The sequence below is a fragment of the Nocardiopsis dassonvillei genome, from assembly GCF_964273065.1.
Taxonomy (GTDB): Bacteria; Actinomycetota; Actinomycetes; order Streptosporangiales; family Streptosporangiaceae; genus Nocardiopsis; species Nocardiopsis dassonvillei_B.
The window spans coordinates 4,751,645-4,765,763 of record NZ_OZ186815.1 but is presented as its reverse complement, the minus strand read 5'-3'; the positions used below and the strand labels follow the sequence as shown (position 1 = coordinate 4,765,763).

15 protein-coding genes are annotated in these 14,119 nt (G+C 74.3%); 7 read left to right on the top strand and 8 right to left on the bottom strand.

Annotated features, from left to right (window positions below; translation table 11 throughout):
• Window positions 1–12 precede the first annotated feature (12 nt).
• Window positions 13–2,052, bottom strand: a complete 2,040-nt coding sequence (locus ACSUPR_RS21395; protein ID WP_436886485.1) for a hypothetical protein — start codon at window positions 2,050–2,052, stop codon at window positions 13–15.
• A 133-nt stretch (window positions 2,053–2,185) separates the two neighbouring features.
• Here ACSUPR_RS21395 and ACSUPR_RS21390 point away from each other — a divergent pair, with 133 nt between their 5' ends.
• Complete coding sequence (locus tag ACSUPR_RS21390) at window positions 2,186–3,001, top strand: TIGR03089 family protein (RefSeq protein ID WP_436886484.1); 816 nt, start codon at window positions 2,186–2,188, stop codon at window positions 2,999–3,001.
• A gap of 103 nt (window positions 3,002–3,104) precedes the next feature.
• A complete protein-coding gene (locus ACSUPR_RS21385; protein ID WP_436886482.1) occupies window positions 3,105–4,049 on the top strand; it encodes a DUF3592 domain-containing protein in 945 nt (314 codons plus the stop codon).
• A gap of 98 nt (window positions 4,050–4,147) precedes the next feature.
• Here the strand turns inward: ACSUPR_RS21385 and ACSUPR_RS21380 are convergent, their stop codons facing one another.
• The 3 genes from ACSUPR_RS21380 to ACSUPR_RS21370 form a co-directional block, all read right to left on the bottom strand.
• On the bottom strand, window positions 4,148–4,330 hold the full coding sequence (locus ACSUPR_RS21380; RefSeq protein WP_436886481.1) for a hypothetical protein: 183 nt from the start codon (window positions 4,328–4,330) through the stop codon (window positions 4,148–4,150).
• A gap of 170 nt (window positions 4,331–4,500) precedes the next feature.
• Complete coding sequence (locus ACSUPR_RS21375; protein WP_436886480.1) at window positions 4,501–5,715, bottom strand: amidohydrolase; 1,215 nt, start codon at window positions 5,713–5,715, stop codon at window positions 4,501–4,503.
• Between the two features lie 90 nt (window positions 5,716–5,805).
• Window positions 5,806–6,624 carry a Scr1 family TA system antitoxin-like transcriptional regulator gene (locus tag ACSUPR_RS21370; RefSeq protein WP_436886479.1) on the bottom strand — a complete coding sequence of 273 codons (819 nt, stop codon included), beginning with the start codon at window positions 6,622–6,624 and terminating at the stop codon, window positions 5,806–5,808.
• 189 nt (window positions 6,625–6,813) lie between these two features.
• On the opposite strand from ACSUPR_RS21370, the gene ACSUPR_RS21365 reads away from it, so the two are divergent.
• Window positions 6,814–7,194: a PLDc N-terminal domain-containing protein gene (locus tag ACSUPR_RS21365; protein WP_436886478.1), complete on the top strand. Its 381-nt coding sequence runs from the start codon at window positions 6,814–6,816 to the stop codon at window positions 7,192–7,194.
• An 80-nt stretch (window positions 7,195–7,274) separates the two neighbouring features.
• Window positions 7,275–7,934, top strand: coding sequence for a peptidylprolyl isomerase (locus ACSUPR_RS21360; protein WP_436886477.1), 660 nt, complete (start codon window positions 7,275–7,277; stop codon window positions 7,932–7,934).
• A 219-nt stretch (window positions 7,935–8,153) separates the two neighbouring features.
• Here the strand turns inward: ACSUPR_RS21360 and ACSUPR_RS21355 are convergent, their stop codons facing one another.
• On the bottom strand, window positions 8,154–9,341 hold the full coding sequence (locus tag ACSUPR_RS21355; RefSeq protein ID WP_436886476.1) for a cysteine desulfurase family protein: 1,188 nt from the start codon (window positions 9,339–9,341) through the stop codon (window positions 8,154–8,156).
• A gap of 50 nt (window positions 9,342–9,391) precedes the next feature.
• Here ACSUPR_RS21355 and aroA point away from each other — a divergent pair, with 50 nt between their 5' ends.
• On the top strand, window positions 9,392–10,663 hold the full coding sequence (gene aroA / locus ACSUPR_RS21350) for a 3-phosphoshikimate 1-carboxyvinyltransferase (RefSeq protein ID WP_436886475.1): 1,272 nt from the start codon (window positions 9,392–9,394) through the stop codon (window positions 10,661–10,663).
• Window positions 10,660–11,670: a ribosome small subunit-dependent GTPase A gene (rsgA, locus tag ACSUPR_RS21345; RefSeq protein ID WP_436886474.1), complete on the top strand. Its 1,011-nt coding sequence runs from the start codon at window positions 10,660–10,662 to the stop codon at window positions 11,668–11,670. Before aroA ends, rsgA begins: the two co-directional genes overlap by 4 nt.
• Before the next feature lie 223 nt (window positions 11,671–11,893).
• Here rsgA and ACSUPR_RS21340 read toward each other — a convergent pair whose 3' ends face one another.
• Entirely contained in the window at window positions 11,894–12,235 is a 342-nt protein-coding gene (locus ACSUPR_RS21340; protein WP_436886473.1) for a winged helix-turn-helix transcriptional regulator, read from the bottom strand.
• Window positions 12,236–12,327: 92 nt separating this feature from the next.
• Here ACSUPR_RS21340 and ACSUPR_RS21335 point away from each other — a divergent pair, with 92 nt between their 5' ends.
• A complete protein-coding gene (locus tag ACSUPR_RS21335) occupies window positions 12,328–13,221 on the top strand; it encodes an NAD(P)-dependent oxidoreductase (protein WP_436886472.1) in 894 nt (297 codons plus the stop codon).
• A gap of 6 nt (window positions 13,222–13,227) precedes the next feature.
• Here ACSUPR_RS21335 and ACSUPR_RS21330 read toward each other — a convergent pair whose 3' ends face one another.
• Window positions 13,228–13,479 carry a DUF2087 domain-containing protein gene (locus ACSUPR_RS21330; RefSeq protein WP_436886471.1) on the bottom strand — a complete coding sequence of 84 codons (252 nt, stop codon included), beginning with the start codon at window positions 13,477–13,479 and terminating at the stop codon, window positions 13,228–13,230.
• The gene (locus ACSUPR_RS21325; RefSeq protein WP_436886470.1) at window positions 13,476–14,054 is read right to left on the bottom strand and encodes a TetR family transcriptional regulator; all 579 of its coding nucleotides are present in this window, start codon (window positions 14,052–14,054) and stop codon (window positions 13,476–13,478) included. The genes ACSUPR_RS21330 and ACSUPR_RS21325 overlap by 4 nt, the downstream gene beginning before the upstream one ends.
• Between the last annotated feature and the right edge of the window lie 65 nt (window positions 14,055–14,119).

Here is a 14,119-nt window from a genome sequence, read left to right as displayed (position 1 = left end):
GCGGGGCGGGGTTCAGGGACGGGGGACGACCGTGATCCACACGCTCCCGACGAAGCTCCAGTGGCCGGTGGGCGGTTCCATGAGAGTACTCGGATCCATCTGGGCCACCACGTGGAAGGGCCGCTCCGGCTCCACCTCGGGGACGAGGCCGGTCAGTTGCCCCCAGTCCTCGGAGGCGAGCACGGGTGTGCGGCCGCGCTCCAGGATGCCGCCGATGACGCGGTGGACGTTCTCGGGGGTGGCGTCGTCGAGCGCGGCGGTGGGCACCCCGCAGACGTTGCGCAGCAGCGGCATGTAGTTGCCCGCCATGCCGGAGTCGACCACGACCACCGAGGCGTCGTCCGGTAACGCGGCGCACAGTTCCTCGGTGGCCGCCACCGTCCCCACGTCCTGCCGGTACCCCATGATCCCGGCGAAGGAGGTGATGGCGGTGGGGCCGACCATCGCGACGGCCGCCCCCGCGGCGACCACCACCGGCAGCAGGCGGGCGGCCGAGCCGTGCCTCTCCGCCTGGACGGCGATGGCGCAGTAGCGGGTCAGCCAGGCCAGGAACCAGACCGCGAACAGCACGAACGCGGGGATGACCAGGACGATGAGGCGGCGGCTGGCCCAGGGGTGGTCGGGGGTGATGGCGGGGCGCAGCAGGGTGGTGGCCACCGACCACACCAGCAGCATGGCGGGCAGCAGCCACTGGGGGTCGCGCCACGCGGTGAGGCGGCGCAGGACCAGGGCCACGCCCAGGGAGGCGAACAGGACGGTGCCCAGGCCCACGTACCAGCCCACCCAGTACAGGCTCATGTCGTAGTAGGTGCGGCTGCCCTCGACCGGCAGCCCCTCCTGGGACTGGACGTAGGCGACCCAGCCGTCGGTGAAGTCGCTGCCGTGGCCGTAGTCGGGCCACAGCAGCGGCCGGACGGCGAAGCCGACCATCGTGAGCAGGGCCAGGGCGGCGACGGCCCCGGGCAGCCACCGCACCCGGTCGGTGCGCGGCAGGCCGTACCGCCACAGGGCGGCGGTGCCGACCGCCGCCGCGAGGATCACCCCGCCGCTGATCATCAGCAGCGGGTCGAGGGAGTCGGACAGGTACTCCAGGTAGGGCAGGGAGAGCCCGTATCCGGCGTACAGGCCCAGGCCGGTGCCGAGCGCCAGTCCACCGAGCAGGGGCAGGGCCTGGCCGCGGCGGGCGAGCAGGAGCAGGGCGATGAACCCGATGACGGGCAGCAGGTCGCGGATGGCGTCGATGCGTACGACCAGGGCCAGGCCGAGCACCAGCCCCGCGACGGCGGCCAGGGTGTGGGCCCGCGCCCACCGGTCGGTGACGCGGGTGCGCCTGACGAGGGAGTCGTAGGCCAGGACCAGGCCGCCGATGAGGAGGATCTGGGTGAGCGGCTCGCTGTAGGTGAACCGGCTGACCCACTGCTGGGGCAGGCACAGGGCCAGGACCAGGGCGCCGAGCGGGGCCCAGCGGGCGCCGACCAGGCGGGCGGTGAGCCCGGCGAAGGCGAGGACGCCCAGGGCGCCCAGGACGGGGGTGGTGACGAGCATGCCGTCGAGGCCGCCCAGCCAGTACCCGATGGCGGTGACCAGGGGTGCGCCCGCCATGAACTGCGGCCAGATGACGTTCCCGCGCTCGTAGTGCGCCAGGCTCTGGTAGCTCAGCGAGGGGTCGTCCCCGGCGATGAGTTCGCGCTGCTGGGGGATCGGCAGGTGGCCGTTCTCGGCGATCCACACCGTGTACATGGCGTACGAGGCGGGGTCGCGGCGGATCACCAGGGCCTCGGCGTGGTAGGCGATCTGCACGATCGCGAAGGCGGCGGTGACCACCAGGACCAGGACGACGGGCCACCAGGGCACGTCCTCCTCCGGGTCCGGGATGAGCCGCGGCACCAGTGCACCGGCCGCGATCACGGCGGGGACCCCCAGGACCAGGGCGATCCAGGGGGTGAACAGGCCGAGTGCCAGAAGGGGGAAGGCAACCAGGAGCCAGGCCGAGACGGCGATCGCGGGGAGCGCGGTGACACGGGCGAGAAATCGTCCGGGAAGCAAGCGCATGAGGCCACTGTGTCATTTCCCGCCACTTGCGTGCACACCGGTCGGCGGTTCGTTACGGACCCGCCGCATCCCGGTGCCGGCCCCTCCTGACCCGTGGGCACCGCGGGGCCCGGCGGGTTCTAGAGTGAGGGCCATGTCCGAAACTCCCGCGCAGCTGTGGCGCGACCTGGTCGCCGCCGACCCGTCCCGCCCGTTCACGACCTCCTACGACTCCTCCGGCGGCCGGGTGGAGCTGTCCCGGGCCACCTTCGACAACTGGGTGTCCAAGACCGCGAACATGCTCGTGGACGGGTTCGGGACGCAGCCGGGCGACCGTGTGGTGCTGGCCCTGCCGGTGCACTGGCAGACCTTCGTGTGGCTGACCGCCTGCTGGTCGGTGGGCGCGGTCGCCGAGATCGCCGACGGTGCCGAACTGCCCGCGGACGCCCAGGTGGCGGTGGCCGACGCGGACCGCCTGGAGGCGGCCCTGGACAGCGGCGCGGAGGAGGTCGTGGGCACCTCGCTGCACCCGCTGGGGCTGCCGCTGCGGGAGGTCCCGCCGATGGTGCTGGACTACTCGGTGGAGGTGCGCGGGTACGGCGACCGCTTCTCACCGTTCCCGGTGGACCCGTCGGCACCGGCGCTGCGCACGGACGCGGAGCGTTCGGGCGGGGAGCTGGCCGCGGACGCGCGGCGGTGGGCTGAGCACCGGGGGCTGACCGGTGCCGACCGGGTGGCGCTGGTCCTGGAGTCCGACGCGCCGGCGACCCTCCTGGGCCGGGGTGCCGGGCCGCTGCTGGGGCCGGTGGCGGCGGGCGCACCGGTCATCCTGACGCCGCCGAACGCCGCATCCGGTCCGGAGGGCCTGTGGAAGCGGCTGGAGGCGGAGCGGGCCACGGTGTACGCGACCGCCGGCGACGCGGCCCTGTCCGGTGGCGCGGCACTGCGCCGGATCTCCCTGGACGGCTGAGCACCGCGACCGGTTCCGCGGACCGCACGCCGGCGGCCCCTCCGGCACCGGCGTGCGGACCGCGCGCTCCGGGTGGACGGCGCACTCCGGGTAGAAAGGGGGGATGGACGTCCCCCACCTCTCCTTTCTCCTTCCCGCCCTCCTCGCGCTCGCCGTCCTGGCGGGCCTGGCCGCGTGGCTCCGCCCGGTCTCCGGAGCCCCGCTGCGCGACCCCCTCCGGCGCGGGGGCGAACCCGTGCACGGGACCGTCCTGGCCTCGGGGCGCCCGCGCCGGGGCTCCCCGGGCCGGGGCGCGGCGGGGCCGCCCGTCACGGTGCGGGCGGAGTCCCCGGACGGCCGCCGTACCTGGGAGGCCGTCGACGACTCCGGTCTGGGCGGGTACGACCCCGAACCCGGCACCCCGGTGGAGGGCGTGTACGCGCCCGGCGACCCCTCCCGGCTGCGGATACGGCGCGTCGCCCGGTCCGGGGGCGACGGGTTCTTCGAGGTCCGCGGCGGCTCCCGCGTCGGCCCGCTCCGGATCGCCGGGGGTGTTCTGACCGCACTCGTCGTGGCGGCCACCGCGGCCATCGCCGTGTTCGCCGCGGACGGTCCGGTCTCCCCGATCGGCCCGGTGTTCGTGGTGGTACCGGGGTTCATGGTGATCGTGGGCCTGCGCATGACGCTCGGCCTCCTGGCCGGTCCGGCGCCCCTGCTGCCGCGGCTCTACCTCGGCCGACCGCCGGAGGCCGAGGGCACCGTCACCGACACGTGGACGGAACAGCGCCGGTCCGGCTCCTCCAGGCCCTCCCGCACCGTGTACGTCCGCACGGTGCGGTTCACGACCGCCGACGGGCGGCGGGTGCACACCCGCGACCCCCTGGAGCGCTCCTCCCCCGGCCCGGAGGTCGGGGAGCGGGTACGGGTGCGCTACGCGGAGTCCGACCCGACGCTCTTCGTGAGCGGCGCCCCGACACCGCTCGACGTGCTGTTCGGCCCGGGGGTCCCGCTCGTCCTGGGCCCGGCGCTGCTGGTTCTCGGCCTGTCGGTGCTGGCCGACTTCCTGTGACCCGGGGGCCGGGCGGCCCCTCCGAGAACGTCCGGGGCGGGGCGCCGCACCCCGCGCGGCGCCCCGCCCCGTTCCGTCCCCGGCCCGACCCGGGGTGCCTACACGGCCAGGCCGTAGTCCCCCGTGGGCCCGCCCCGGCCGCGGGCCCGTCGGCGCCGCCGCGGGGGCTCGGCCCCGCGCTCCTCGCGGATCCGCCGCAGCTCGCGCTCGCGGGCGGCCTCCCGCTCCCGTTCGAACCGGTAGCGCTCGGCGGCCTCGGCGGCGGGGTCGTGGTACGTCATGGCGTCCTCCCGGAAGTCGTCCCGGGAACCGTCGTCCCGGATGACCTCAGACTCCCGCTGAGGACCCTGCCCGCGCATCGGCATGTCACCGTATATCCCGGGCCACGGACGCCTCATATCCCGGGCGGTCGGGGTAAGGCGGTCCGGGGCCGGCCCCGGACCGCCCCGCCTCACGCCTCGCGGTAGTAGGCGTCCACCGCCGTGCCGCGACGGGCCCCGTAGTCGTAGGTGTACACCTCGCGGCCCTCGATGAAGACGCGCTCGGCGCGGCTGCGCAGGTCCAGCGGGTCGCCCGACCACACCACGACGTCGCCGTCCAGCCCCGGCCGCAGGGAGCCGACGCGGTCGTCCAGGCCCATGATCTCGGCCGGGTTGACGGTCAGGGCGCGGATCGCCGACTCCGGGTCCATGCCCTCCTTGACGCACAGGGCGGCCTGGAGGACCAGGAACTCGATCGGCACGACCGGGTGGTCGGTGGTGAGGGCCACCTTCACCCCGGCGCGGTCCAGGATGCCCGGGTTGGCCAGGGTCTTGTTGTTGACCTCGACCTTGGAGCGGCTGGTCATCAGCGGACCGGTGATGACGGGGATGTTCCGGGCGGCCAGCTCGTCGGCCAGCAGGTGGCCCTCGGTGCAGTGGTTGACGATGAGCCGGTAGCCGAACTCGTCCGAGAGCCGGATGGCGGTGTGGATGTCGTCGGCCCGGTGGGTGTGCTGGCACCAGGGCAGCTCGCCGTCCAGGACCCGGACCAGCACCTCCAGGGTGTTGTCCCGGTCGAAGGGCTTGCCCTCGGTCCCGGCGTGCTCCTTCTTGGCCTTGTAGTCCTGCGCCTTGGTGAAGGCGTCGCGGATGACCGCGGCGACGCCCTGGCGGGTGGAGGGCAGCTTGTCCTTGTTGCCGTAGACCCGCTTGGGGTTCTCGCCGAGCGCGCTCTTGACGCTGGCGGGGTGCTTGACGAGCCGGTCCTCCATGCTGCGGCCCCAGGACTTGACCGCCACCGTCTGCCCGCCGATGGGGTTGCCCGAGCCGGGCTTGACGACCGAGGTGGTGACGCCTCCGGACAGGGCGTCGACGAAGCCGCGGTCGGCGGGGTTGATGGCGTCCAGGGCGCGCATCCGCGCCCCGTTGGGGTCGGTCATCTCGTTGGTGTCGTCACCGGCCCAGCCGATGCCCTCCTCGTCGATGCCGATGTGGCCGTGGGCCTCGACGAAGCCGGGGAGCACCCACTTGCCGGAGGCGTCGACGACGGTGGCGCCCTCGGGGACGGCCACCTCGGAGTCGGGGCCGACGGCGGTGATCCTGCCGTCGCTGATGAGCACGGTGCCGCCGTCGACGGGGTCCCCGTCGACGGGCACGACGTATCCGGATGTGATCGCGATATCCATGGCGGGCAACCTAGCCCATCATGGGACACCGGCCCAAGGCCTTTGCGGGAAGCGCTTCCCCCGGCTCCCCGCCGCGGGTCGGACCCGCGCTCAGCCCTCGGGCCGGCGGGCGCCGAGGAGCTCCGAGTCCGGGGTGAGCTCCACGGTGACCTCCTCGATGGCGTCGCGGATCATGGAGCACCGCAGGACCTGCTCGGCGTCGGTGATCAGCTCCCCGCCCTGGGCGGCGAACGCGTACACGATGGGCGCCCGGTCGCCGTACTCCATGAGCCGGAAGGGCCCGCCCAGCTCGGGGTGGCGGGGCGAGTTCTCCGGGATCATCCCCAGCCGGACGATCCCGGCCGACACCAGGTCGGCGAGGAAGTCGCGCTGGGCGTTGAGGACGCGGGCCCCGCCCTGGGGCCGCCGCAGCACGGTCTCGTTGAGGACCACGCGCAGTCCCGGCCCCTCGGGGCCGGTCATGGCGGCCCGCAGGGACATCTCCTCCTCGACCATGATCTCGACCTCGCTGTCGGACAGGTCGAAGTAGCTCGGGCGCAGCACCGCCCAGGAGTACTCCCGGGTGCGCAGGAACGGCGGGATGACCACCGGCTGCGTCTCCCACACCTGGGGGGCGTGCACGGTGAGTTCGCGGAGGTCCCCGAACTCGTTGGGGAACGCCTCCGCCTGGAGCGCGACCGCCCAGGCGTCCACCAGCTGGTGCTCCGTGCCCAGTGCGTTGTCCACCCGCTCCACCAGGGAGCGCGCGGGACGGCAGCGGGCGCTCTCCACCTCGCCGAGCTTGTCGACGCTCACCCCGACGGTGGCGGCGAGTTCGGCGCGTGAGAGCCCCTTGGCCGAGCGGGCGCGCAGGATACGCGCGCCGAAGGGGAGCCATACCGCCGAGGGCAACACCGTGTTCACGCCCATCATCCTCCTCCGTCGCCCGTGGGGCCGGACCTGGATCGACGCCGGGCGGCCCCGTATTTTCGACCCTCTCCCGGAGCGGGGTGCCCGGTCAAGCGACCGATCGAGTGCGGCGATCCGTGATAAGTCAGTACAAGGTCTGACAATGCCACCCGGCCTCCGGGTGTTCCCCCGAACCGACAGGAAGATCCCGTGACCTACCTCTACCTGCTGTTCTTCGTCGTGGCGCTGGCCGTGTGGGTGTACGCGCTGTTCGACGTCATCGGTTCGGACGCCGACGCGGTACGCCTGCTGCCCAAGCCCGCCTGGGCGGTGGTCGTGCTGCTGCTGCCCAAGCTGGGCGCCCTGCTGTGGTTCGCCCTGGGCCGCCCGCACCGGGCCGCCGTCCCCGGGCCCGTGCGCCCGTCCTCCCCCTTCCCCGAATACGACCATCCCAACCGGGCCCGGGGAGCGACGCCGGAGGACGACGAGGAGTTCCTGCGGCGCTGCCGCGAGCGCGCCGAGGAGCAGCGGCGCCGCGCCCGCGAGCAGGCCGAACGCCGGGAGGAGGGGCCGGAGGAGACGCGGGACTGACGGCTCCCGGGTGGCGGCCCGGGCCCGCGGGGTCGATACCCTGAGTGGCGCCCGCCGTCCCTTCCGCGAAGAGTGATCACATGCGCCTGACCGCCCTGCCCGCCGCCCTGCTCGCCGGAGCCCTCATCACCGTGACCGCCGCCTGCGGCAACGACGAGCCGGCCGACCCCCAGGCCGACCCCCAGGCCGATCCCCAGGCCGGGTCCGAGGTCCCGGACGTGGACGTCAGCGACGTGGAGGGCGCGACCCTGCACACCGGCCACGGCGACATCACCGTGGACCTGCTGCCCGAGGTCGCGCCGGTCACCGTCGCCAACTTCGTCGGCCTGGCCGAGGGCGCGGGGGTGGCCAACCCGGTGACCGGCGAGGCGGAGTTCTACGACGGCACGGTCTTCCACCGGGTCATCCCCGACTTCATGATCCAGGGCGGCGACCCCGAGGGCGCGGGCACCGGCGGGCCGGGGTACCGGTTCCAGGACGAGGTCGGCACCGGGGAGACCTTCGACGAGCCGGGCGTGCTGGCCATGGCCAACTCCGGGCCGGGTACCAACGGCTCGCAGTTCTTCATCACCGTGGCGCCGACCCCGCACCTGCAGGACAAGCACACGATCTTCGGGCACGTCGCCGACGAGGCCTCGCTGGAGGTGGCCGTGGAGATCTCCCAGATCCCGACCGACGGCCGGGACCGGCCCGTCGAGGACGTGGTGATCGAGTCCGTCACCATCCACCGGGCCGACTAGGGTCTGTTTTTTGAGTGCCGTCCTGTTCCGCGGGGGTGTGTGAGGCGCCGGCGGGGTTCGGCAGGCCCGGAGGGAATGTCCGAGGAACGAGGACGTTCCCGTAGGGCCGAGGGCTCCCGCCTTCCGGGGGCGCCGAACGTGGACCGAAGCGGAGCGGAGGTTCGAAAAAACACGGCCTAGCCCGCCGCCACCCCCGGAGGGCGGGCCCCCTGCCGTCCGTCATCGCCCGGCGCGGGCGGCTCGGCGCTTGGCCAGGGCCGTCCGCGAACGCTCCACCGCCGGGCCGATGGCCTCGACCAGGGCGTCCACGTCGGCCCCGGTGGAGGTCCGGCCCAGGGACAGGCGCAGACTGCTGGAGGCGGTGTCGGGGTCGGCCCCCATCGCCAGCAGCACGTGGCTCGGCTGTGCGACCCCCGCCGAACAGGCGGAGCCGGTGGAGCAGGAGATGCCCTTGGCGTCCAGCAGCATGAGCAGGGCGTCGCCCTCGCAGCCCGGGAACGACAGGTGCGCGATGCCCGGCAGCCGCCGGTCCCGGTCGCCGTTGACCACCGCGTCGGGGACCACCCCGCGGACCCGCTCCTCCAGGGAGTCGCGCAGCGCGGCCAGGTGGGCGGTGTGCTTCTCGCGTTCGGCGACCGCGAGGTCCACCGCCACGGCCAGCCCGCGCACCAGCGGCGTGGCCAGGGTGCCCGAGCGGATGTCGCGCTCCTGGCCGCCCCCGTGCAGCACCGGGACCGGGGTCAGCCCTCGCGCCAGCAGCAGCGCCCCGGTGCCCACCGGGCCGCCGAGTTTGTGCCCGCTGACCGTCAGCGCGCTCACCCCGGAGGCCGCGAAGTCCACCGGCTCCACGCCCACGGCCTGCACCGCGTCGGTGTGGAAGGGGATCCCGTACTCGGCGGCGACGGCCGCCAGGGCTGCCACCGGCTGCACGGTGCCGACCTCGTTGTTGGCCCACATCACCGACACCACGGCCACGGAGCCCGGGTCGCGCTCGATCGCCTCGCGCAGGGTCCGCGGGTCCACCCGTCCCCGGTGGTCCACCGGCAGCGACTCGTGGACCGCGCCCTGGTGCTCGGCCGCCCAGTGGGCGGGGTCCAGGGCGGCGTGGTGCTCGACCGCGCTGGTGATGATCCGGCGGCGGCGGGGGTCCTGGGAGCGGCGCGACCAGTACAGGCCCTTGACGGCGATGTTGTTCGACTCGGTGCCGCCCGCGGTGAAGACCACCTCGTGCGGGGTGGCCCCCAGTGCGTCGGCGACGCGCTCGCGCGCCTCCTCGACGGTGCGGCGGGCGGCACGGCCGTGGCCGTGCAGGGAGGAGGGGTTGCCGAGGGAACCGAGCCCGGCCGCGACCTCGTCGATCACCTCGGGGCGGACCTCGGTCGTGGCTGCGTGATCCAGATACACCATGGCGTGACCAAGGATAAGCGTCCCGGGAGGGCGCCCGATAACCTTGGGGCATGCCTGAGCCCACCGCACCGCATTGGCCCGCCCCCGTCGCGGAGAGTCCCGTCCGCGCCCGACTCGCCCTGCCCGGCTCCAAGTCGGTCACCAACCGCGCGCTGATCCTGGCCGCCCTGTCGCAGACTCCGTGCCTGGTGCGCCGTCCCCTGGTCAGCCGGGACAGCGAGCTGATGGTGGACGCACTGCGCGCCCTGGGCACGGTGGTCGAGGAGCGCGGCGAGGACCTGTACGTCACTCCGGGCCCGCTGCGCGGCCCCGCCTCCGTGGACGTGGGCAACGCGGGGACGGTGATGCGTTTCGTTCCGCCGGTGGCCGCGCTGGCCGCCGGGGACGTGGACTTCGACGGTGACCCGCGGGCGCGGGAGCGGCCGGTGGGCGAACTGCTGGCGGCACTGCGCGCCCTGGGCGCCGACATCGACGACTCCGACGGCGCCCTGCCGATGACCGTGCGCGGGACCGGCCGGGTGCGCGGCGGCGACGTCGTCCTGGACGCCTCGGGCTCCTCCCAGTTCGTGTCGGCCCTGCTGCTGGCCGGCGCCCGGTTCGAGCAGGGTGTGCGGGTGCGCCACGAGGGCGCCCCGGTGCCCTCCCGGCCGCACCTGGACATGACCGTGGAGATGCTGCGCGCCGCCGGGGTGTCGGTGGAGGTCGGCGAGGACGTCTGGACGGTGGAGCCGGGCCCGGTCAAGGTCACCGAGATCACCGTGGAGCCCGACCTGTCCAACGCCGCCCCCTTCCTGGCGGCCGCCCTGGTCACCGGCGGAGAGGTCACCGTCGAGGGCTGGCCCGAGCGCACCACCCAGCCGGGCGACCACCTGCGGTCGCTGTTCACCCGGATGGGCGGGGAGGTGTCCCGGGACGACGGGGCGCTGACCCTGCGCGGCACCGGGAGGATCCTGGGGCTGGAGGCCGACCTGCGGGAGGTGGGCGAGCTGACCCCCACCATCGCCGCGGTGGCCGCCCTGGCCTCGACCCCGTCCCGCCTCACCGGCGTCGCGCACCTGCGCCGCCACGAGACCGACCGCATCGCCGCGCTGGCCGCCGAGATCAACCGCCTGGGCGGCGCCGTCCGGGAGCTGCCCGACGGCCTGGTCATCGAGCCCCGGCCGCTGCACGGCGGCGTCTTCCACTCCTACGACGACCACCGGATGGCCACCTCCGGTGCCGTCATCGGGCTCGCGGTGCCCGGGGTGGAGGTGGAGAACATCGCCACCACGCGCAAGACCCTGCCGGACTTCCCCGGCCTGTGGGCGGAGGCCCTGGCATGAGCCGCACCCGGGGCGGGGGCCGACACCTCGACGAGGACGACATCCGGGTGCGCGCCCGGGGCGGTTCGCGGCCCCGAACCCGCACCCGCCCCAAGCACGAGAACGCGGTGGAGGGCCTGGTCACCGCGGTGGACCGGGGCCGCTACCGGTGCCTGGTGGAGGGCAGCCGGATCGTGGCGATGAAGGCCCGCGAACTGGGCCGCGGCTCGATCGTGGTGGGCGACCGGGTGGACGTGGTCGGCGACCTGTCGGGGCGGCCCGACACCCTGGCGCGCATCGTGCGCGTCAGGGAGCGGACCTCGGTGCTGCGGCGCACCGCCGACGACACCGACCCGGTGGAACGCGTCATCGTGGCCAACGCCGACCAGCTCGCGATCGTGTGCTCCCTGGCCGACCCGGCCCCGCAGCCGCGGTTCGTGGACCGCTGCCTGGTGGCCGCCTACGACGCGGGGCTGTCCCCGCTGCTGTGCCTGACCAAGGCCGACCTGGCCGACCCCGACGAACTGCTCCGGATGTACGCGCCGCTGGGCGTGCCCTTCGAGGTGCTCAGCCCGGAGGGCGGCCTCACCGGGTTGGAGGAGCGGCTGGCGGAGCGCACCACCGTGCTGGTGGGGTCCTCCGGCGTGGGCAAGTCCACCCTGTTCAACCGGCTCATCCCGGGCACCGACCGGGCGGTGGGCCACGTCAACGCGGTCACCGGCCGGGGGCGGCACACGTCGACCTCCGCGGTGGCGCTGCCGTTCGAGGGCGGCTGGCTCATCGACACCCCGGGGGTGCGCAGCTTCGGCCTGGCGCACATCGCCCCGGAGGACATCGTCGGGGGCTTCCCGGACCTGGCCGACCTCGCCCCGGACTGCCCCGCGGGCTGCACCCACCAGGAGGACGCCGAGGACTGCGCCATCGGCGCAGCCCTGGCGCGCGGCGAGGCGGACCCGGCCCGGGTGGCGTCCCTGCGCCGCCTGCTGGCCGGCCGCGAGGGCGACCCCGACGAGGAGCGCGAACCCTAGGCCGTGCTTTCGGACCTCCGCTCCGGCCCGCCCGCCGACCGCGACCGCCCCGACGGACGTCCTGGCGGCCGCGGCCCCACCCGGTCCGGTGTCCTCGGAGGGCGGGGACCTTCGGCCCTGCGGAGCAGGACCGGCGTCCGGGGAACGGGCCCTGGAGCACGTCCCCCCGAACCCGCGGTCCGGTCCGCTCCGGACGGAGCGGACCGGCGTCCGGGAACGGATCCTAGGCGGTGGGGAGCCGGTCGATGATGTGCCGTTCCCCCCACATGGCCAGCGGTTCCAGGGCCTGGTTGAGGGAGACGCCGAGCGGGGTCAGCGAGTACTCGACCCGGGGCGGGACCTCGTCGAAGTCCTCGCGGTGAACGAGCCCGTCCTCCTCCATCTCGCGCAGGTGCGAGGCGAGGACCTTCTCCGAGACCCCGTCCAGGGTGCGGCGCAGTTCTCCGAACCGGTGCGGACGCTCACCCAGTGCCCACAGGATGACGATCTTCCACTTCCCGTCGATGACGTCCATCGCCGCGGCGGTCCCGCAGTGATAGGACGCCGGGCGGCGAAGAGACCTCATGTTCCCCCCTGCCTGCATGCTCACCTTCAGGTGAGCACCCACCTCGAAGTGCGTACTTGTCGGCCTTCCGGCCTTCCGCGAGCCTATTCCACATGACAGAGAACACCGCGGGCGAGGCCCGTATCGTCCTTCTCGGGCTGGGCTCGATGGGCACCGCGTTCGCCCGCGCCTGGCTCGCCGCCGGGCACCCCGTCACCGTCTGGAACCGCACCGCGGCCCGCGCCGAGCCCCTGGCCGCCGGTGGCGCCGACGTCGCCGCCACCGCCGCCGGGGCCGTCGCCTCCGGCCGGCTCGTCGTCACCTGCCTGCTCGACGACGCCTCCGTCGGCTCCGCGCTGGAGGGGGCGGACCTGACCGGCAAGGACCTGGTGGACATCACCACCGGCACCCCCGACGAGGCTCGCGGCCGCGGGAGGTGGGCCACCGAACGAGGAGCCCGGTTCGTCAGCGGCGGGATCATGGCGTTCCCGCCGATGGTGGGCGTCCCGGAGTCGGGCGCGTTCACGTTCTACAGCGGTTCGGAGGAGGCGTTCGCCGAGCACGGGAAGGCGCTGGCGGTGCCCACCGCCGCCCGGTTCTCCGGCGAGGACCCGGGGCTGGCCGCCCTGCTGGACGTGGCCCTGCTCAGCGCCATGAACGGCATGTTCGCCGGGCTCACCCACGCCTTCGCGCTGACCCGGGGGTCCGGCGTCCCGGTCGCGGAGGTCGCCGGGCTCCTGGAGGGCTGGGTGGGGGCGATGCTGTCCGACGCCTCCGGCGGGTTCGCCGAGCGCCTGGAGAGCGGTGACCTCACGACCGGGGTGGTCTCCAACCTGGCCATGCAGTCCCGGGGCCTCGAAACCCTGCTGCGCACCGCACGGGAACAGGGGTTGAGCACCGGGATGCTGCAGCCCTACGCCTCCCTCATGGAGCGCCACGTCGCCGAGGGGGGCGGGGACCACGACGGCGCGGCGCTGGTCGACCGCCTTCTGAAGGACCCGGCCTGAGGCCGGTCACAGGTCGACGGTGCCGCCGCAGCGCCAGTAGTGGGCGCGGTCGTGTTCCAGGAAGCCCTCGTCCACCAGGCCGCGGCGCAGTGCCGGGACGTCGGCGCTGAACCCGCCGATGATGTCGTTGACCTGGGCCTCGGTGTAGCGGACACCGGGCTCGAACGCGCGGGCCACCCGGTCGAGCACGGCCAGCCTCTCCGGCCGGCGCACCGGGATGGCCGTGATCCGCTCCGGGGCGGCGCCCTCGCCGTTCAACACTCCTCCCGGTCGCCGACCAGCAGCATCCCGTGGGTCACCGTCTCGATCCGGTGGGCCGCCTCGGCGGGGTCGATGGGCTGGAGGGCGTACGACACGGTCAGCCGCACACCGACGTCGGCGACGGCCTCGGCCAGACCCGCGTCGAGGTCGGCCCGGTGCTCGCGCAGGGAGGCGGCGATGCGCTCGCCGAGCACCTCCAGCAGCGGCTCGGAGCGGGTGGTCAGCACCGGCAGCAGCTCGCGGTCCCCGGTGACCACCGCGTGCAGCAGCGGGTTGCCGCGTGCGGTGTCCAGGATGAGGCGCGCGGTCCGGCTCACGGTGTGGGCCGGATCGCCGTGCTCGGCGGCCAGGACCCGCATCACCTCGTCCAGCAGCGCGTTGACCTCGCGGACCACGACGGCCTGGAGCAGCCCCTCCTTGCTGCCGAACACGTTGTACAGCGTCTGGCGGGACACCCGGGCGGCGGCGGCGATGTCGGCCATCCGCCGGTCGCCCCACCCGCCGGAGACGACCTCGGCGTAGGCGGCGTCCATCAGCCGCTCGCGGACCGGCCCGCCCTGTCTGGTATCCATCCCCCCATGGTGGCATCCGGACGGGAGGACTCCCACCCCCCGCTTCGGCGGTCGGCGGCCGCCCA